Source organism: Terrabacter sp. P2_E3, from assembly GCF_056403915.1.
Genome location: NZ_JBFUEN010000001.1, coordinates 1 through 18,169 on the forward strand (window position 1 = coordinate 1; position 18,169 = coordinate 18,169).

Annotated in this window: 13 protein-coding genes and 1 pseudogene; 8 read left to right on the top strand and 6 right to left on the bottom strand. The window is 68.5% G+C overall.

What is annotated here, in order from left to right; all coding sequences use genetic code 11:
- Positions 1–14 precede the first annotated feature (14 nt).
- The 3 genes and pseudogenes from AC1DW8_RS00005 to AC1DW8_RS00015 form a co-directional block, all read right to left on the bottom strand.
- Positions 15–1,091, bottom strand: a complete 1,077-nt coding sequence (locus tag AC1DW8_RS00005) for an IS110 family RNA-guided transposase (protein WP_478090940.1) — start codon at positions 1,089–1,091, stop codon at positions 15–17.
- Positions 1,092–1,295: 204 nt separating this feature from the next.
- Positions 1,296–2,363: pseudogene (locus tag AC1DW8_RS00010) on the bottom strand (IS256 family transposase); the annotation flags it as partial.
- Positions 2,364–2,638: 275 nt separating this feature from the next.
- A complete protein-coding gene (locus tag AC1DW8_RS00015) occupies positions 2,639–2,791 on the bottom strand; it encodes a hypothetical protein (protein WP_478090942.1) in 153 nt (50 codons plus the stop codon).
- Between the two features lie 302 nt (positions 2,792–3,093).
- On the opposite strand from AC1DW8_RS00015, the gene AC1DW8_RS00020 reads away from it, so the two are divergent.
- The gene (locus tag AC1DW8_RS00020) at positions 3,094–3,387 is read left to right on the top strand and encodes a hypothetical protein (protein ID WP_478090944.1); all 294 of its coding nucleotides are present in this window, start codon (positions 3,094–3,096) and stop codon (positions 3,385–3,387) included.
- Between the two features lie 115 nt (positions 3,388–3,502).
- Here the strand turns inward: AC1DW8_RS00020 and AC1DW8_RS00025 are convergent, their stop codons facing one another.
- Positions 3,503–4,045 (bottom strand): GNAT family N-acetyltransferase, encoded by a 543-nt coding sequence (locus AC1DW8_RS00025; RefSeq protein ID WP_478090946.1) that lies wholly within the window; start codon positions 4,043–4,045, stop codon positions 3,503–3,505.
- A gap of 372 nt (positions 4,046–4,417) precedes the next feature.
- The gene (locus AC1DW8_RS00030; RefSeq protein WP_478090948.1) at positions 4,418–5,407 is read right to left on the bottom strand and encodes an aldo/keto reductase; all 990 of its coding nucleotides are present in this window, start codon (positions 5,405–5,407) and stop codon (positions 4,418–4,420) included.
- A 149-nt stretch (positions 5,408–5,556) separates the two neighbouring features.
- Here AC1DW8_RS00030 and AC1DW8_RS00035 point away from each other — a divergent pair, with 149 nt between their 5' ends.
- The 3 genes from AC1DW8_RS00035 to AC1DW8_RS00045 all read left to right on the top strand — a co-directional run bounded on the left by AC1DW8_RS00035 (position 5,557) and on the right by AC1DW8_RS00045 (position 9,095).
- Entirely contained in the window at positions 5,557–6,477 is a 921-nt protein-coding gene (locus AC1DW8_RS00035) for a helix-turn-helix transcriptional regulator (protein WP_478090950.1), read from the top strand.
- Between the two features lie 643 nt (positions 6,478–7,120).
- Positions 7,121–8,338, top strand: a complete 1,218-nt coding sequence (locus AC1DW8_RS00040; protein ID WP_478090952.1) for a PucR family transcriptional regulator — start codon at positions 7,121–7,123, stop codon at positions 8,336–8,338.
- Between the two features lie 409 nt (positions 8,339–8,747).
- Positions 8,748–9,095 carry a DUF6220 domain-containing protein gene (locus AC1DW8_RS00045; RefSeq protein ID WP_478090954.1) on the top strand — a complete coding sequence of 116 codons (348 nt, stop codon included), beginning with the start codon at positions 8,748–8,750 and terminating at the stop codon, positions 9,093–9,095.
- Positions 9,096–9,118: 23 nt separating this feature from the next.
- Here the strand turns inward: AC1DW8_RS00045 and AC1DW8_RS00050 are convergent, their stop codons facing one another.
- On the bottom strand, positions 9,119–13,423 hold the full coding sequence (locus AC1DW8_RS00050) for a PKD domain-containing protein (protein WP_478090956.1): 4,305 nt from the start codon (positions 13,421–13,423) through the stop codon (positions 9,119–9,121).
- An 854-nt stretch (positions 13,424–14,277) separates the two neighbouring features.
- Between AC1DW8_RS00050 and AC1DW8_RS00055 the strand changes: the two genes are divergently transcribed.
- The 4 genes from AC1DW8_RS00055 to AC1DW8_RS00070 all read left to right on the top strand — a co-directional run bounded on the left by AC1DW8_RS00055 (position 14,278) and on the right by AC1DW8_RS00070 (position 18,102).
- Positions 14,278–14,979, top strand: coding sequence for a 5-oxoproline transporter, DUF969 family subunit (locus AC1DW8_RS00055; protein ID WP_478090958.1), 702 nt, complete (start codon positions 14,278–14,280; stop codon positions 14,977–14,979).
- Positions 14,972–15,904, top strand: coding sequence for a DUF979 domain-containing protein (locus tag AC1DW8_RS00060; protein ID WP_478090960.1), 933 nt, complete (start codon positions 14,972–14,974; stop codon positions 15,902–15,904). Before AC1DW8_RS00055 ends, AC1DW8_RS00060 begins: the two co-directional genes overlap by 8 nt.
- Positions 15,905–15,929: 25 nt before the next feature.
- The gene (pcp, locus tag AC1DW8_RS00065; protein WP_478090962.1) at positions 15,930–16,577 is read left to right on the top strand and encodes a pyroglutamyl-peptidase I; all 648 of its coding nucleotides are present in this window, start codon (positions 15,930–15,932) and stop codon (positions 16,575–16,577) included.
- Between the two features lie 97 nt (positions 16,578–16,674).
- The gene (locus AC1DW8_RS00070) at positions 16,675–18,102 is read left to right on the top strand and encodes an anaerobic C4-dicarboxylate transporter family protein (RefSeq protein ID WP_478090964.1); all 1,428 of its coding nucleotides are present in this window, start codon (positions 16,675–16,677) and stop codon (positions 18,100–18,102) included.
- Positions 18,103–18,169 lie beyond the last annotated feature (67 nt).

The window sequence follows — 18,169 nt, forward strand, 5'->3', positions numbered from 1 at the left end:
GGGCGCCGCTCTCGTCAAGCGGCGTCGGAGTTTGTCTTTGGCAGCGGTGGCTTTTGGGCTTGCAGGTCGCGGATCATGGCTCGGTACACGACGGCAGCGAGGTGGCGTTTCAGGCACCGTCGAGCTTCGGCCGCGCTCTTGCCCTCGGCGCGTTTGCGCGCGAGGTATATGCGCGCGTCTGGGTGCCATCGCGCTTGGGTTCGGGCGATCGTGAACAGGGCACGGTTGAGCTGGCGGTTCCCGCCGCGGGCGAGCCGGTGCCGGGAGGTGTTGCCGCTGCTCGCAGGGATGGGCGCGGCGCCGGCGTGGGCCGCGAAGGCGGCCGCGGAGGGGAAGTGCCTGGCGTCGTGTGTCTCGCCGAGGATCTTCGCGGCGGTCAGTGGTCCCACCCCCGGGATTGCGAGCAGGTGCTCGTGTACGTCTAGGTCAAGTTTGTTGGCGATCCCCGCCCCCAGCTCGGCGATCTCCTTCTCCAGTGAACCCAGTCGCCGAATCGCGACCAGCGCCAAGTGGGCTCGCACCGGGTCGCTGGTCCTCTCCGCCATCGCGAGCTGACGGGCTCGCTTCACGGCGGCCTTACTGGTCAGCGCGCCGGTGACTGCTCGATGGCCGGGAGAGAGGCCGATCAGCAACGCGTGCAAACGATTCCGCACTCGGATCTGCTCTTGAACGAGCTGGTCCCGTGCGTCCACCAGCAGCTTCATGTCCGCGTCCAAGTGGGCTGCGTCCATCCGGGGCAAGTTCTGCTCTTGGACGGCGACGCGGGCGATGATGATCGCGTCACCCTCATCATCCTTGCCGCGTCGGCGACTCGTGCGTCGCCCTTTAGCGGTCAGGTGCGTGGGGACATCGATGACCTCTTCCCCAGCCGCCAGGAGCAACAGCGTCAGCGCCCGACCGAAGCCCTTGGCGCCCTCGACAGCGACCTCTCGAGGAACGGGCAGGGCCTGGATCCAGGTAAGCATCCGGGCTAACTCGCTCCGGTTGGCGCCGGTCTCGAACTGGTCGACAACGCGGCCTCGGGGGTCGACTGCCGCAGCCACATGAACTTGGGTGTGCGCATCGATCCCGACCGTGACTACTTCTCTCATGAGTAACTCCTCAACCCATCGACGATGATGATCGTGGTGGTCGAGGACAGTCCTGCCGTTCGGTCAGCACGCCGCTCTTAGGTCACGGGACCACCGGGATAGAGAGAGCCCGGAGGGACTGGCCCTAACGGGGTCAAGGCCCTCAGGCCCGACAGAAAGATTCCGGGTCACCCCCGGGCTCCCAAGGCTCAGACAACCACGCAGGAAGATGCCGACGACGTCGGTGCGGCGGCGGATCTCACGGTTGAGGCGCTCGTTCGGGTTGTTGGACCAGATCTGGCGCCAGATCTCCTTCGGGAAGACGGTGAAGGCGAGCACGTCGGCGCGGGCGAGCTCGAGGTGCTCGGCCACGGCGGGGAGCTTCTCGTACAGGCCCTCGAGGACCCGGTCGAACTGGGCGTTCACGGCCTCGGAGTCGGGCTGGTCGTACACCGAGTGAAGTAGCGCCTTGACCCACCCCCACTGCGACTTCGGCGTCACGGCCATCAGGTTCGCGGCGTAGTGGGTGCGGCAGCGTTGCCAGGACGCGTTCGGCAGGGTTGCCCCTATGGCCTCGACGAGGCCGGCGTGCGCGTCGCTCGTGACGAGCGCGACGTCGGTGAGGCCGCGGGCCGTCAGGTCCCGGAAGAACCCGAGCCAGCCGGCGCTCGATTCTGTTGTGGCGGTGTGGATCCCGAGGACCTCACGGTAGCCGTCGGAGTTGACGCCGGTCGCGACCATCACCGCCACCTTCACGACCCGGCCGGCCTCGCGGACCTTCATCGTCAGCGCGTCGGCCGCGACGAACGTGTACGGCCCCTCGTTCAGGGGTCGGGTGCGGAACGCGGCGACCTGCTTGTCGAGGTCCTTGGCCATCACCGACACCTGCGACTTGGACAGGCCGGTGATCCCGAGCGTCTTGACGAGCTTGTCCATCCGCCGGGTGCTGACGCCCAGCAGGTAGCAGGTCGCGACGACCGTCGTCAGCGCCGCCTCCGCACGGCGGTGCCGCTCGAGCAGCCAGTCCGGGAAGAAGGTCCCCTCACGCAGCTTCGGCACCGCGACATCCAAGGTGCCGGCGCGGGTGTCGAGGTCACGGTGCCGGTAGCCGTTGCGCGTGTTGACCCGGTCGGGGCTGCGGACCCCGTACTCGGCGCCGCACACGCTGTCGGCCTGCGCGGACAGCAACGCGTTGACGAACGTGCCGAGCAGCTCACGCATCAGATCAGGGCTCGCCTGGGACAGCTGTTCGTGCAGGAAAAGGGCAGGGTCGATACTGGTGTTCGCGGTCATCGCGATGCTCCATTCGAGGGTTCTGTGAGAGGTTCACTCGAAGGATCACGCGGTGACCGCACCTGCATGTGCAGGGACACGCTCACCGGTGTCGTCGTACACCAACGCTATGGACTCAACTGGCCGCACTCGCCATGGCAGCTCGGCGTGGTCCTGTCCCGTGGCTGACACCACCCGATCGCATGCTGGCGAGCACTGTCGGGACGCCGTGCCCTGGAACTCCTCCGAGAGGGGTGGTCAGGACGGGCCGGTGCCTGCTGGTCGGGGGACCGGCGTCACGAGCTGCCGAGGCCGGCCTTGAGCTTGGCCATCACCTGGTCGATGTTGAAGCTGGCCGGCTCCTGGCGGGCGGGGAACTCGATCAGCGTCTGCAGCATCTGGGCGACGTGGGCCTGGGCCGGGATGAAGAGCCAGACGTGGTCGAGCACCCAGTCGTAGTAGGTGTTCGAGGTGATATCAGCCCGCTCGTAGGGGTCGGTCGTCGTGTCAGCCGCGTCCGAGGACGGACGTGGTGGCCTCGGACGCGGGCGGTTGGCCCAGGATGGGGGTCTGCTCGAGACGTAGAGGCACAGGGCGCGGCATGGAGGAGCCGCATCGCCGGTGCGTCGACGATCCCGACGAGCGTCGCGCCGTCGTGGGCCAGAGAGAACCGGCGACCAGTCCTTCGCGTAGGAGCAAGCGATCCGGAAGACGGTCATGCTGTCGCTCCGATGGATGCGAGAGTACGGGTATGTCCACGCGCACGTTCCGAGCAGTCATGGAGAACGGCGACACCTACGACGACCCGTCCGAGGACGTCCTCCTCGTACTGCTCGAGGACCTCGCCGCGGGTGAGGGCTCGTGGCTCATTGTCGAGAAGGTGGCGGACGCGTCCGGTCAGACGTACGCGCAGGCGCTCCAGCTTCCCGACGGCTCGTTCCAGGTCGAGCGGCGGCGCGGAAGCGCAGACACGCATGAGGTGGCTTCCGCGCAACCTCTCCGAGATGCGCACAGGCTGCTGACGCGATGGGCCTTCGCGCTGTAGTCGGCCGATGGGACCTCGCCTCCGGGAATCCGTAGCGAGGGACGCGCCCGACGGGCACGAACCCCATCAGCCGGACGGCGTGCAGCACCAGCAGGTCTGCCGGCGTGCCCGGTGCTCATCCCGGCCACTCCTCGGCAAGGACCGCATAGGTGTAGCCGTCGAGCCAGCCGAGCTCGGCGTGGAAGGAGTCCTTGACGCCGTGCTGCTCGCGCCGCATCCCCACCTTCTCCAGCACCCGCCATGACGCGACATTGTCAGCGAAGCAGCCGGCTTGGACCCGGCGCAGCCCCAGTCGGCCGAAAGCATTAGCGAGCGCATCCCGCGCCAGCGCCGTCGCGATGCCCCGGCCCGCGTGGTCCGGGTGCACGAAGTACGAGAGCCGCCCCTCACGGCCGACGAACTCCGCCTCGCTACCCGACTGCCCCATCCCGTCGACGACCCCCAGGGTCGCCTGGCCCACCATCACGCCGTCGAGGACCGCCACGACCCGGTGATGATCGTGGTCGTCGTACGCCGCCCAGTCGGCGACGTACTCCTCGGTGTCCTCGATGCGCTGCTGGAGGAACCAGCGGGTCACGTCGGTCCGGTGGCGCCAGGTCAGGAACTGCTCGGCGAGCTCGGCCGTGGGGAAGGTGAGCCGGAGCCCCGGGATCGTCACGTCGGGCGACTCTAGCTCGGCGAGCAGCCGATGGTCACCCCGCGCCGCACACGCGGGACGCCGCGCTCGCAGTCGGTGCAAGGCAGGTTACGGCCGCCGTCGTCGGTGGAGGCCTCGGCTGCCGCGCACCTACCGTGGAGACGACGTGGCTCGCGAGTCCGTCGCGTCAGATGGACATGGCCGAGGACCCAGCGCCTGGGGCGACCTCTCATCGGCACGACCGCTCGGGGCGCGGCGTTGGCGTACGGCTGTGCCGGCCCGAGTTCACGCTCACGGGGTCCATTTCCCTGGCCCGAACCGCCGTGAGCACCAGCCCACCGATCGGCGGGGTACCTTTGCGAAATCCTGCGCATGTCGTGGAGTGGGTGGGCGTCACCCGTCGATCGACGCCATGTTGACCTCGTCGTGCCGTGCTCCCGCTGCGGGCTCCAGCGCTTCGAGGCGCGCGATCTGGTCGGTGGTGAGCTCGATCGTGTCGGCGGCCGTGTTCTCCTCCACACGGGCGACGCGGCGGGTGCCGGGGATGGGCGCGATGTCGGTGCCGCGGGTGAGGATCCACGCGAGCGCGGTCTGCGCCGGGGTGGCGCCGATCTCGGCGCCGATGGCGGTGACCTCGTCGACTAGCGCGACGTTGCGCTGGAAGTTCTCGCCGACGAACCGCGGGTTGGTCTTACGCCAGTCATCGTCGGTGAAGTCGTCCACGGTGCGGATCTGGCCGGTGAGGAGGCCGTGGCCGAGCGGCGAGTAGGGCACGAAGCCGATGCCCAGCTCGCGCAGCAGCGGCAGGATCTCCGCCTCGACGTCGCGGGTCCAGAGCGAGTACTCGGTCTGGAGCGCCGACACAGGCTGCACGGCGTGGGCGCGTCGGATGGTCTCGGGCGACGCCTCCGACAGGCCAAAGTGCAGCACCTTGCCCTCGGCGATCAGGTCGGCGACGGCCTGCGCGGTCTCCTCGATCGGCGTCGACTGGTCCACCCGGTGTTGGTAGTACAGGTCGATGTGGTCGGTGCCGAGGCGACGCAGCGAGCCCTCGACGGCCGCCTTGACGCTCGCGGCGCTGCTGTCCATCTTGCCGGGCTGGGGGTCGGTGCCGGGGCGGTGGGAGACGAGGCCGAACTTCGTGGCGAGCACGACCTGGTCGCGACGGCCGGCGATGGCGCGTCCGACGAGCTCTTCGCTGAGGAAGGGTCCGTAGATCTCGGCGGTGTCGATGTGCGTGACGCCAAGATCGAGGGCGCGGTGGATGGTGCGGGTCGACTCGTCGTGGTCGAGGGCGCCCTCCGACGTGTAGGTGCCGGCCATGGTCATGGCACCGAGGCCGATGCGGGAAACCACGAGGCCTCCGAGGTGTGCGGTCTGCATGAGTGCTCCTGTGGGTGGATTGGGTGGGCGACGCGGATGTGGTCCGTCCAGCCAGAGAAGCAGCAGATGAGAAGCTGTGGCAGTCCCTGTCGTGGGGGCCACTGAGAGGGACCCCCAACCTTGGCTTGGGCTCTCCTACAGTTGATGACGTGACCGCACCGGACCCGCGCCCCCGAGACGCCGTCAGGACTGAGATCCGGGAGTTCCTCAGCACCCGTCGAGCCAGGATCACGCCCGAGCAGGCTGGCCTGCCGACTTACGGCGACGGCCGCCGCCGGGTGCCCGGGCTTCGGCGAGAGGAGGCCGCCCTGCTTGTCGGAGTCTCCCCGCAGTACTACATCCGCCTCGAACGAGGTGATGCCACCGGCGTGTCCGAGAGCGTCATCGACGGGATCACCCACGCGCTGCGCCTCGACGACGCGGAACGGGAGCACCTGCTTGATCTCCTCCGCACCGCGGGCACGCCAGCACGCGCGGTGAAACGGCGACCACCGGCGCCCACCCGGGTTCGCCCCACCATCCAACGTCTCCTCGAGGCGATGCCGACCGTGCCGGCACTCGTGCTCAACGGGCGCCTCGATGTGCTCGCGGCCAATCCCCTGGGCCGGGCCCTGTTCTCGCCCTGGTACGACACCGACCAGCCCGTGAACAACGCCCGTTTGGTCTTCCTCGACCCGCGCGCGACCTCCCTGTTCCGCGACTGGGAGACCGTCGCGAATGACACCGTCGCCCTCTTGCGTGCCGAAGCCGGCCGCAGCCCCTACGACCGAGGGCTCTCTGACCTGATCGGTGAGCTGTCCACACGCAGCGAGGACTTCCGGCTCCGCTGGGCCGCCCACGACGTCCGCATCCACACCACGGGCGTCAAGAAGCTGCACCACGCAGTCGTTGGCGACCTCGACCTGCCATTCGAGTCACTGCCACTCGAGCCCGGCGCCAGCACCAGCCTGGTCACGTACCTCCCCGAGCACGGCACACCAACCCACGACGCGCTAGCCCTACTCGCCAGCTGGGCCGCCAGCGAGCCGCTCCCCTCTCACGGCGCACCGGCCGACCAGCAGCGACCCTGAACCAGCACTGAGCGCCGCCAGACGTCTCGATCGCTTCAGAACCGGCCCGACCAAGCGGTCGCCCGCCGGCGACCCAGGGCGGCGAGCCACCTGCGCTCGGCGGCGCGGTCGGGATGCAGAGGGCGCCCGACTCGGCGATCGGCTTGCCGAGCAGATCGACCAACGCGTCGCGGATGCTCGGGTTCGTCACGCCGCCGGACGTGAGGAGAAGCTCATCCCTTGCCTCCATCGTCCTGCGCGGTCCCAAGGAGCCAGGTTGGTCGATCCGAGACGGGATCACCCGGAATGGGTTCACACCGCGCACACCCGGGCCTCGGCAGGCGGCGGAGAGTCATGAGGGCGGTCTGGATCTCGTTGCCGTCCCTGACGATGGTGACGTCCCACACGTGAGGTCGTCCGGACGTGAGCCCGGCGCGCGGAGCCGGACGTTCCACGTCGGCAGGACGCGTCCGTGCGCCCGTGGCGATGAGCCCCACGCTCGACGCGGCGGTCCGGGAAGCCGGGCTCCGCCCTGCCCGGCCTGCGCCGGGGCGCGACGTGGGGTCAGCTCACCGCGCTGCTCCGCTCCCTCCTCGCCGAGGACGACATCGGGCCAGCCGGGGCAGAGTCGATCGGCGGGCTGCCGTCGGGCGACCTCTTCGCCGTGGCCAACGCTGTCGGTGCACTCCTCGACGCGCCGGTCACGATCGAGGACCGCAGCTCGGGCGTGCTCGCCTTCTCCGGTCGGCAGGACATGGCGGACTCGTCCCGGGTCGAGACGATCATCGGACGCCAGGTGCCGGAGAGGTACGCGAAGACGCTCACCGAGCTCGGTGTCTTCAGAGAGCTCTACCGTGAGCACCGCCCCGTCGTGGTCAACCCGGCCAACCTCGGGGCCGACGCGGTCAACAAGCAGCGGGTCGCGATCGCGGTCCGTGCGGGCGACGAGGTGCTGGGCTCGATCTGGGCGGCGATGGACGGCGAGGTCACGCCCGAGCGGAGCGCCGTGCTGCAGGACTCCGCCAATCTGGTGGCCCTGCACATGCTGCGCGTCCGCGCCGGTGCCGACGTGCAACGCCGGCTGCGCACCTGCCTCGTGAGCACCGCTCTGGAGGGTGGTGTCGGGGCGCTTGACGCGCTGAGCCGGCTTGGCCTTGCAGGCTCGCCGGTCGTCGTGCTCGCTGCGACTCTGCGTGCCGAGCACCCGGACGGACTCCCGGTCAGCCCCGCCCAGGCCGCCGGCGGGACCGGCGGGGGCTCCGGCGACCTCGAGCGGGTTGCCGACGCGCTCAGCATGCACCTGTCGGCATCAGCGCCCAACTCGGCCGTCGCCGTGGTCGGCGGCATCGCGTACGGCCTGCTCGCTGTCGTGGCCGGCAGCGATCCGGAGGAACGCGCCGCCAGCCTGGCAGAAGAGTTCTGCGAGCGGGTCGGGAGTCGCCTGTCGATCGTGGTCGGCATCGGGGGCGTCGGCGATGACGTTCGCGGGGTGACTGAGTCGGCCGAGACGGCGACCCGGGTGCTGCGGGTCCTCCGCGAGGGGCACGCAGCACAGCGGGTCGCTCGCCTTCCCGACGTCCACGCCCAGTCCCTGCTGCTCGAACTGCGCGACCTCGCCGCAGCTCGCGGTGAGCGTCCGGTCGGTCCCGTCGCGCGCCTTCTGGCATACGACGATCGCAACGACTCGGACCTGGCCGAGAGCCTCGGGGCGTGGCTCGACGCGCTCGGCGACGTCCGAGCGGCAGCCTCGGCACTCTTCATCCACCCCAACACGCTGCGATACCGGCTGCGTCGGCTCGAGGAGGTCAGCGGGCTCGACCTCGCCGACCCGGAACAGCGGTTCGCCGCGATGCTCCAGCTGCGGATCCTCGCCCCTCGCTGAGGCGAGGGACTGGCGTGCTCTGTGGTCGAGATCGGGACGGCCGGGGGATGGCCATGGACCTGTTGGCCCCCGCCTCGCCATGGCGCTCAGCGGCCAGACCTCCACGTCGGCCCGTCCAGGGTGACCGAACCACGGGGAGGGAGTCGAGCCCGTCGCCGCCCGGGCAAGTGCTCGCAGTATGCGCCCTGCGCGCCTACGATCAGGACGGCCCCCGGGCACTGCGGCACCGGCTCCCGCGTCTGGTGAGCGTGAATGGCGCGGAGACGCCCACATGTTCGACCGCTGGCTCGGCCACTGACAGGGACCTGGAAACTGTCGAAAGGGAAGGGTGATATCTGAGGCATTGCGCTCGGCACCCAGATCGACGGCCGCGCCGGGCCGACCGCTTGCGATCGTTGCGGGCGTCACGATGTTCTTCATAGCCCTGCAGTTCGTGCTCGCCGGGTACGGCATCTTCGAACGGCAGTACCACAAGGCGGACGACGGGTGGTTCGAGCCGCACCAGGCGGTCGGCTACCTCGCGATCTTGTCGATCATCGCCGTCCTGGTCGTCGCGTTCGTCACACGCCAAGAACGCGGCATCGTGCTCCGGGCCGTCGCCCTCGTCGTCCTCGGGATCCTGCAGCCGCTGCTCGCCGGGCTGGGCGGCGACACCAGTCCGTGGTACGGCGTCCTCCATGCGGCCGTCGCGGTCGCGATCGCAGCGATCGACGGAATACTCATCTGGCAGGGCATCCGGGCGTCGGGGCGGTCCTGACACAGTTCTCGCCCGTGGTGACTCTAGGGTTTGAACGTGATGACGAGGGCAGCCCAGGTGCCGGCGATTGTGCCGTCTGCCTTGAAGGTGCCCAACGAGGTGGGGAGCTGATAGGCCCTTCCGAGGTTCGCCTTGGAGACCGATTGGGCGGTGAGGGCGGTCCAGGAGGGAGCCCACGTGGGGTTGGTGGCCGCCGTGAACGTTGCAACCGCTCCGAACACGACTTCGTGGGCTGCGGTGCTCATGGCGGTGAGGCCGGAGGAGTAGTTGGTGCTCGTGCCGATGGCGGACGCCGCACGGTCCACGCGGGTCACACCGGCGAGTTCATCGGCCACCATCTGATAGGTGCTCGATCCAGGGAAGGTCGCCGTGATCTTCGACCCGGCGGCGAGCGGTTTGGTGGCCAGCCCCGTGAGGACCAGGAGGCGACCGCCGTTCACTGGGACATCACGGGCGACCGTGTAGGTGTTGCCCGCCGTGTCGGTGGCCGCAACGGCTCCGGTCGTCGACTTGGCCGCGATCTGTAGCGTGATCACCACGAGGTCGCCTCGGCGCACCCCTGCGATGGGGCTGACGGTGACAGTTCCCGAGCTCTTCGTCGAGGTGGCTGAGCTGGTACCCAGCGCAGCGACGTACGCGGGCTGTGCGCTGGTCGTGACGGATTGCTGGGCGGTGGAGGTTCGCCCGGAGGTGTTGGTGACGGTGAGGGTGGCGGTGAAGGTGCCGGTGGTGGTGTAGGTGTGGGTGGCGGTGGGGCTGGCTTGGGCGGGTGCGGTGGTGCCGTCGCCGAAGTCGAAGGCGTAGGTGAGGTTCTGGCCTTGTGGGTCGCTGGAGGCGGACGCGTCGGCCGTCACCGGTAGCGGTGTGGTGCCGCTGGTCGGGTTCAGGGTGAGCCGGGCGACGGGCGCCTGGATGGGCGCGGTTGTCGTGACGGTTTGCTGGGCGGTGGAGGCTTGTCCGGAGGTGTTGGTGACGGTGAGGGTGGCGGTGAAGGTGCCGGTGGTGGTGTAGGTGTGGGTGGCGGTGGGGCTGGCTTGGGCGGGTGCGGTGGTGCCGTCGCCGAAGTCGAAGGCGTAGGTCAGGTTCTGGCCTTGTGGGTCGCTGGATGCGGAGGCGTCGGCGGTCACCGGTAGCGGTGTGGTGCCGCTGGTCGGGTTGAGGGTGAGCCGGGCCATCGGGGCCTGGATGGGCGCGGTTGTCGTGACGGTTTGCTGGGCGGTGGAGGCTTGTCCGGAGGTGTTGGTGACGGTGACGCTGGCGGTGAAGTTGCCGGTGGTGGTGTAGGTGTGGGTGGCGGTGGGGCCGGCTTGGGCGGGCACGGTGGTGCCGTCGCCGAAGTCGAAGGCGTAGGTCAGGTTCTGGCCTTGTGGGTCGCTGGAGGCGGATGCGTCGGCGGTCACCGGTAGCGGTGTGGTGCCGCTGGTCGGGTTGAGGGTGAGCCGGGCGACGGGCGCCTGGATCGGGGACGGGTCGCTCACGGCCAGCGTGGTCGCCGCCGTGTCGCTCAGCCCGCTGACGTTCCGGACCGTCAGCGTCACCAGGTACGACCCTGCCGTTGTGTAGGTGTGCGTGGCGGTGGGGCTGGCTTGGGCGGGCACGGTGGTGCCGTCGCCGAAGTCGAAGGCGTAGGTCAGGTTCTGGCCTTGCGGGTCGCTGGACGCGGACGCGTCCGCGGTCACCGGCAGTGGCGCCGTGCCACTGGTCGGGGTGACGAGCAACGATGCGGCGGGCGCCTGGACGCTCGAGGCCTTCGTCGCCGTGACCGTGGTGCTGGCGACACTGGTGAGCCCGCTGGCACTCGTCACCGTGACCGTGGCCGAGAACGTGCCTTGGCTCTGGTACTCATGGGTCGCCGTGGGGGCGGTCTGAGCAGGCAGGACCGTCCCGTCACCGAAGTCGAACGCATACGTCAGTGCGGCGCCCTGGGGATCGTTGGAGGCGGAGGCGTCCGCCGTCACCATCAGGGGCGCAGCCCCATCGGCCGGTGTGACGGTGAGCATGGCGGTGGGTGGCAGCACTGGTGGCGGTGGGGCGTTGACCGTGACGGTCCCACTGGCGGTGCCGGTGACGCCGGAGGTGTTCCGCGCGGTGACCCTGACGGTGTAGACCCCGCTGTTGAGGTACGTGTGGCTGAAGGTTGACTGCGCCTGCGGCGCCACCGTGGTGCCGTCACCGAAGTCGAAGGTGTAGCTGAGGACTTGGCCCTGTGGGTCCACGGAGGCGCTGGCGTCGGCCGTCACCGCAAGGGGTGCGGTGCCCTGCGTCGGGGTGAGCGTCAGGTCGGCGACCGGCGGCTGGATGGGGACGGGCACGATGTCCGGCTGGAACTCGTAGGCGCCGAGGTCGTCATACAGGCGCGGTCCGGCTGCGTTGGCATTGCTGACGTTGGCGTCTCGCACCCTCGGGTAGCTCAGGATGTCGGTGGTCTGCTCACCCGGCACCCCGCTGTCGGCGCGGTCGATAGCGGGGGACCCCTCCTTGAGCTGAAGGTTCCAGGAAGGCTTGTCGAGGAACACGGGGTCTGCCTGTAGGCCTGCGCCCTCCTGCCCGGATACCGCCTTCATCGCGGTGAGGGAGCTGTACGTCGTTCCCCACGCGTACATCACCCCGGACTTGCTCAGGAAGACCAGATTGTGATCCACCAGGGTGGAGTTCTGGGCGCCGTCCCACACACCGATGTTGCCGGCCCGGCGAGCGCAGGCGATGCCTGAGTACGCGGGATAGACGGCGTTGTCGACGGCGATGTTGTTGGCTATGCGGTAGCTCCCCGACGTCGAGCCTTCGAGGTTGATCCCGCTCGTGCAGTTGTGGAAGACGGTGTTCCCGACGATCAGGCCCCCGGTGACGTTGAGGTTGTCGATGCCGTGGTCCCCGTTGTTGTACGAGACGTTCAAGGTGACCAGGTTGTTGTTGGCGCCGGTGTAGAGCTGGACACCCGTGTCCTCGTTGTCATGGGTGACGTTGCGGATGATGGTGTTGCCCGGACTGGTGACGTTGATGCCGTTGGCGTTCCGTTGCCAACCCTGGGCGTTGTAGCTCGACTCGTTGCTGCTGACCGTGTTGCCGGTCGACGTGTTCGTCACGTAGATCCCGGTGTCGCTGTTGTGGGTGGTGTTGTTGTTGGACACCACCGAGTTGTTGGTGGCCCGGATGCTGATCCCGGGAGCCGTCGCTCCCTGCGCCTGCCGCCCCGTGTTGGTCACGGTGTTGCCGGTGACGGTGATGTGGTCGCTCTTGGTGACATAGACCCCGTCACCAGTGGTCGCGGTGAAGGTGAGGTTGGAGAGCGTGATGTAGCTCTTGTTCGAGATGTAGGCCCCGTTGGTCACGCCATTGCCGATCACCGGGCTGCGGCCCGGCCAGCTGGTGATCGTGACCGGTGCGCTGGCCGTGCCTGACACGGACGGCTTGACCGTCTCGGCGTAGCTGCCGTCTCCGATGTAGAGGGCGTTGCCGGGCTGCAGGCGGGCAACCCCCTTGGTGACCGTGCAGAACGGCGCCTCCTTCGACCCGGGCCCGGAGTCGCTGCAGGCGGAGACGGTCTTGTCCACGTAGAAGTCGCTGGCAACCGGCAGGGCTGGTGGAGTGCCGATGACGAACTCGTCGATGACACTGCCCGCACTGCACGTGAGGTCCTCACCCGGTGTGGACTGGTCGCAGATCGCCTGGAGCTTGATGCCGGTGTCGCCGACGTCGACCCGCAGGTGGGACAGGTGCATGGCGCGCATCGCGGTGCGCGGGTCTGAGCTGGTCCACGGCTGCTCGAGTGACGACGGCGCCCCCACCGTGACGTGCGTGACGCCCTGGATGGGCTGGAACCGCTCGTAGTCGTGCGAGTGGCCGTTGATGTTCAGCACGTACTTGCTGTAAGCCTCTCCGAAGCCGCCCAAGATGGAGGCGATCTGCGTCTCGCCCGCGTGGTAGCCGGTCGAGTACGCGGGACGGTGACCATAGGTGACGATGTACTTGATGTTCGGGTCGTCCTGCGCCTGGCGCATCAGCGGGCCGGCCTTGGACTGCCAATCGGCCCACGCGCCGGTCCAGGGCTCCGGGTACGACATGAACCGCACGGGGCCGGAGTCGAACCATCCCCAGTCGTCGCCGCAGCACGAGATCGCCGGAGACCCGGGGGAGGCAGCAGCATTGGGCATCAGTAGGCGACCCTTGTAGTTGCGCAGATCGTCCGAGCCCGGCACGTCGTACTCGTGGTTGCCCCAGGCGGGCATGTACGCAGCCCGTCCGCTCCAGCGCATCACATCGTTGAAGTGCGTGTCGACGGCGCTCTGACCGCTGCTCCCGCTGTTGGCATACGTGAGGTCGCCCACCATGAGCACGAACGACGGGTCATCCGCGCTGATGTTGTCGAGCGTGGTCCCGAGCTTGCCGAAGTGTGCCGTGTCACCGACGTCCCCGATGGCATCGAACCGGTAGTTCGTCGTCGGCGGGGCATGGAAGGTGTAGTCCGGGCCTCCGCCGATCGAGTAGTGGTACGTGCTGCCGGCACTGAGCCCCCCGATCTGCAGCTGCCAGAACGGGCCGGGTGACGACCACGGCATCACGCTCGGCGCCACTCCGGTGGCGGTGTTTCCGTAGTCAGTCGTCGTGCCCCAGCGCACGTCGTTGGCCGGCCCGCGCCAGTCGATGGCCACCGAGGTGGAGCCCGTGAACGTGTAGTGCACCTCGTCGGACACGGTTGCGGCCCACGTCGCCGAGGGTATGCCGCCAACGGCGAGCACCATCGCCGCGACCAGGCTCATCCCGGCAGTGCGCAGCGCCAGGCGTGCACGGGAAGACGCCGGGCGCGAAGGCCGGCGCGATGACAACAGAGTCATGCTTGGAACGCTAGGGACTCGACCCTCACTCGTGCCCCGCCGGACGCCCGATCTGCCCTACGGCTTTTGGATGACACGCAAGCAACGGACCCGGATCCGAACGGGCCGCGATGCTCGAGTGTGTCCTCACACCGAGCCGAGCCAGAGGCGGTGGCTGGCGGCGGAGTCATCGCCCCGGCGTCGGCCATCTCCCGCAGCAACGCATGGTGCACATCGGGTCAGGCAAGCCGACATTTCACTCTTTGAGGCTGAGTGCGGGCCTGCTTCGCGGTGCGACGGTGGTCGTGCGACATGAGAGTCGTTCCCACAGCGTGGTTGTGCCCGTGCAGGCCAATGATCAGGAGCTCGCTATGCCGGAGTGGTTCGTGTTGGTCGGTGTCTTGGTCATCGTCGTCGGATTCCTGCTGAAGCTGGACGTCATCGCCGTCGTCATCGCTGCCGCGCTGGTGACGACACTTGCGGCGGGCGAGTCCTTCCTGGCGTTCCTGGACCTGCTCGGCAAGGCGTTCGTCGACAACCGTGCGGTCTCGTTGTTCCTGCTGACGCTGCCGATGATCGCTCTCTCGGAGCGGTACGGGCTCAAGGAACAAGCCATCAACCTCATCAGCAAGCTGCACGCGCTCACGCCGGGCAGGTTCCTGACCATCTACACCGTCATCCGGCAGCTCACGGGAATCTTCGGGATCCGGATCAGCGGCATGGTCCAGTTCGTCCGGCCGATCGTGCACCCGATGAGCTCGGCCGCGGCGAAGAGCCGTGGCTCGAGCTCCGATTCGGACACCGAGCTGGTCAAGGCGGAGAGCGCGCTGTCGGAGAACATCGGAAACTTCTTCGGGCAGAACGGCTTCGTGGCCGCCTCCGGCGTCCTTCTCATCGTCGGCACCTTGACGGAGGCCGGCTACGACGTCACCCCCGAGCTCATCGCAGCCGCGTCCCTGCCGATGATCGTGATCGCCGCCATCGTCGCCGCTGTCCACTTCTGGAACATCGATCGCCGGCTTGCCAAACATCCGGCGCCGACCGAGGAGGGCGAGGTGGCCCGCGATGAGTGACCTCGGGCCCGGGCTCCTCGAAGCCACCTTCGTGCTCATCGGCGTCCTGCTCGCCGTCACCGGCATCCGGGCGTTCCTCGACCACTCGAACCCGCGTCGGCTCACGACGGCAGCGTTCTGGCTGCTGCTCAGCATCACCTTCGCGTTCGGCGCGGTGCTGCCTGACCGGCTCGCCGGCATCATCGTCCTGGCCATCGGCGCGCTGTCCCTGGCACGCGGTGTCAAGACCGGCACCTTCGACGAAGGCACGCCCGAGGACCGAGGAGCACACGCCCGACGGCTCGGGAACTGGTTGTTCGCGCCGGCCCTGTCCCTGGCCGCGATCGCCGTCCTGATCTCCACGTGGGCGCCGTTCGGGGACCAGTCGGGCTCGATCGCGATCGGCATCGCGTCGGTCCTCGCGCTGGTCATCGCCTGGGTCCTGACGCGTGCCCCGGCCCCCGTGGTCGTGGCGCAGTCCGACCGGATGATCCAGCAGGTCGGCCCGATCGGGATGCTTCCCCAGTTCCTCGCGATGCTCGGGGTCGTCTTCACCCAGGGGGGTGTCGGCGAGGTGGTCGCCAACGGCATCGCCAAGATCGTGCCGGAAGGCAACCAGCTGGCCGGCGTCATCGCCTACTGCGTCGGCATGGCTCTCTTCACGATCATCGTCGGCAACACGTTCGCCGCGTTCACGGTGATCACGACCGGCATCGGGATCCCGTTCGTCATCGCGCTCGGTGGCAACCCGGTCATCGTCGGCGCGATCGCCATGACGACCGGGTTCTGCGGGACTCTGGTCACCCCGATGGCGGCCAACTTCAACGCACTGCCGGTCGGTCTTCTCGAGATGAAGAACACCTACGGCGTCATCAAGGCGCAAGCACCACTGGCAGCAGTCCTGTTCGTCATCCAGGTCGTCCTGATGTACGTCTGGGCGTTCTGACCCAGGGAAGATGGAGGCACGTCTCATGAAGATCTTGGTCACCGGCTTCGAGCCGTTCGGCGGCGAGCCCATCAACCCCTCGTGGGAGGCGGTCCGCCACCTTCCGGACACCATCTCGGGCGCCGAGGTCGTCAAGGTGATGATTCCCGTGGTGTTCGGAAGGTCGGCCGAGGTCGTCCATGAGGCGATCGTCGAGCACGACCCGGACGTCGTGCTCCACGTCGGGCAGGCAGGCGGCCGGTTCGAGGTGACTCCGGAACGCGTCGCGATCAACGTCGACGACGGCCGCATCCCGGACAACGACGGGAAACAGCCCATCGACACCCCGATCCGGGAGGACGGTCCGGCCGCCTACTTCACCTCGCTGCCCGTCAAGGCGATGGTGACCGCGATGCGCCGGGCCGGGATCCCAGGGCGGGTCTCCAACACGGCCGGGACCTATGTCTGCAACCACATCATGTACCAGTCCCTCTACATGAGCGATCACGAGTTCCCTGGCAAGAGAGCCGGTTTCGTCCACGTGCCCTACTCGCCGCAGCAGGTCGTCAACCAACCTCCCCAGCCGTCGATGGGCATCGACGACATGACGACGGCTCTGGCCGCGGGTATCGGCGCCATCGTCGAGTACGACGGCAAGCCCGACGAGCGCACCGTCGGCGGATCCATCCACTAGAACCAAGAGGCACCGCCCGCCGCGGGCCGATCTCGCCGCCCCGTGGGGCGCACCCCGTCATCCACCAAGGCTCATGTGTTGAGAGGCAGGTCCGATCGTGGACAGCATCATCTTCGTCCTGGAGGCTCTGGTCGTCCTGGGATGCATCCTCATGGGGACCCGGGTCAGCGGTGTCGGTGTCGGGCTCTGGGGTGGCCTGGGCGTATTCGTCCTCGTCTTCATCTTCCGTGAGCCGCCGGGTGAGCCGCCTGCGGCGGCCATCGCCATCATCCTGGCCGTCGTGACCGCGGCCGCGATGATGCAGGCGGCCGGGGGGATCGACTGGATGGTGCTCGTGGCAGCGAAGATCATCGAGAGCCGGCCCAAGCAGATCACCCTGATCGCCCCCCTGACGGCCTTCCTCTTCTCGGTCGGGGCCGGGACGAGCAACATCCTCTACCCACTCCTGCCGGTGATCTACGACGTGTCGTACCGCAACGGGATACGCCCGTCACGGCCGATCAGCGTGAGCGTGGTCCAGTCCGGTGTCGCCCTGGCCGCCTCACCGGTGTCGGCAGCGATGGCGGCCATGTTGACCCTGACCGACACACCGACATATGGCCTGGGGCTGACCCAGATCCTGCTCATCACCTTCCCGGCCTGCGTCATCGGCATCGTCGTGACCTCGCTCGTCGTCAACCGGCTGGGCCCGGAGCTCGCCGACGACCCCGAGGTGCAGGAGCGGATCCGCGCCGGGCTGCTCGCCGCACCCGCCCACGCCGGCGCACCAGCGCCGGCCCCGGCCATGTCGTCGGGAGTGGGAGTCACGGATTCGTCCGGCGCGGTAGCCGATGCCCCGGTGGAGCCGGCGTCCGCACGCCTGACCGCGACCACCGAAGGTCGCAACGCCGCCATGGCGTTCCTGTCCGGGGTGCTGCTCATCGTCCTCCTCGGCCTCTTTCCCCAGCTGCGCCCGGCGTTCGACACCGGCGAAGGAGCGGTCCCCATCGACATGACCACCACGATCGTCATGGTGATGTTCGTGGTCGGCGTCGCGATCCTCTTCCTGGGCAAGCCGTCCGTGAAGACGGTGCCCGACCAGTCGGTGTTCAAGGCCGGCATGATGTCGGCCATCGCCCTGTTCGGCATCGCCTGGCTGACCGCGACGTTCATCTCGGCGAACGAGGAGGCGATCGTCGACACCGTCGGAGGGTGGGTCAACGACTACCGGTTCGTCTTCGCGCTCTCGGTCTTCATCGTCGCGGCCCTCACCACGAGCCAGTCGACCGCGACGCGGACCATGGTCCCGATCGGCCTCGCGGCCGGCCTGCCCCCGGGTGTGGTCACCGGCATGTGGGCCGGAGCCATTGGCGGCGTCTACACGCTGCCGACCGGAGGTCCGCAGATCGCCGGAGCGAACTTCGACCTGTCCGGCACCACCAAGCTCGGCACCAAGCTCGTCGACCACAGCTACTTCGTGCCCATGCTGGTCCTGTCCTTCACGACGGTCGTGGTGGGCACCGCGATCGGAGCCATCTTCTTCTGAGAGTGGGCTCGGGAAACACGCTCGCCAGAACCCGAGCACGCTGCTGCCGTCGGGTGAGCAGGGGAGG

Coding starts and splice junctions, on each gene's coding strand:
- AC1DW8_RS00050 (WP_478090956.1), bottom strand. CDS start 13,423: ATGGTGGGCGACCTCACGTATGCCAACAGCGGGAGCAGCGGTCAGAGC.
- AC1DW8_RS00060 (WP_478090960.1), top strand. CDS start 14,972: ATGAGTGACCTCGGGCCCGGGCTCCTCGAAGCCACCTTCGTGCTCATC.
- AC1DW8_RS00055 (WP_478090958.1), top strand. CDS start 14,278: ATGCCGGAGTGGTTCGTGTTGGTCGGTGTCTTGGTCATCGTCGTCGGA.
- AC1DW8_RS00005 (WP_478090940.1), bottom strand. CDS start 1,091: ATGAGAGAAGTAGTCACGGTCGGGATCGATGCGCACACCCAAGTTCAT.
- AC1DW8_RS00020 (WP_478090944.1), top strand. CDS start 3,094: ATGTCCACGCGCACGTTCCGAGCAGTCATGGAGAACGGCGACACCTAC.
- AC1DW8_RS00030 (WP_478090948.1), bottom strand. CDS start 5,407: ATGCAGACCGCACACCTCGGAGGCCTCGTGGTTTCCCGCATCGGCCTC.
- AC1DW8_RS00045 (WP_478090954.1), top strand. CDS start 8,748: ATGTTCTTCATAGCCCTGCAGTTCGTGCTCGCCGGGTACGGCATCTTC.
- pcp (WP_478090962.1), top strand. CDS start 15,930: ATGAAGATCTTGGTCACCGGCTTCGAGCCGTTCGGCGGCGAGCCCATC.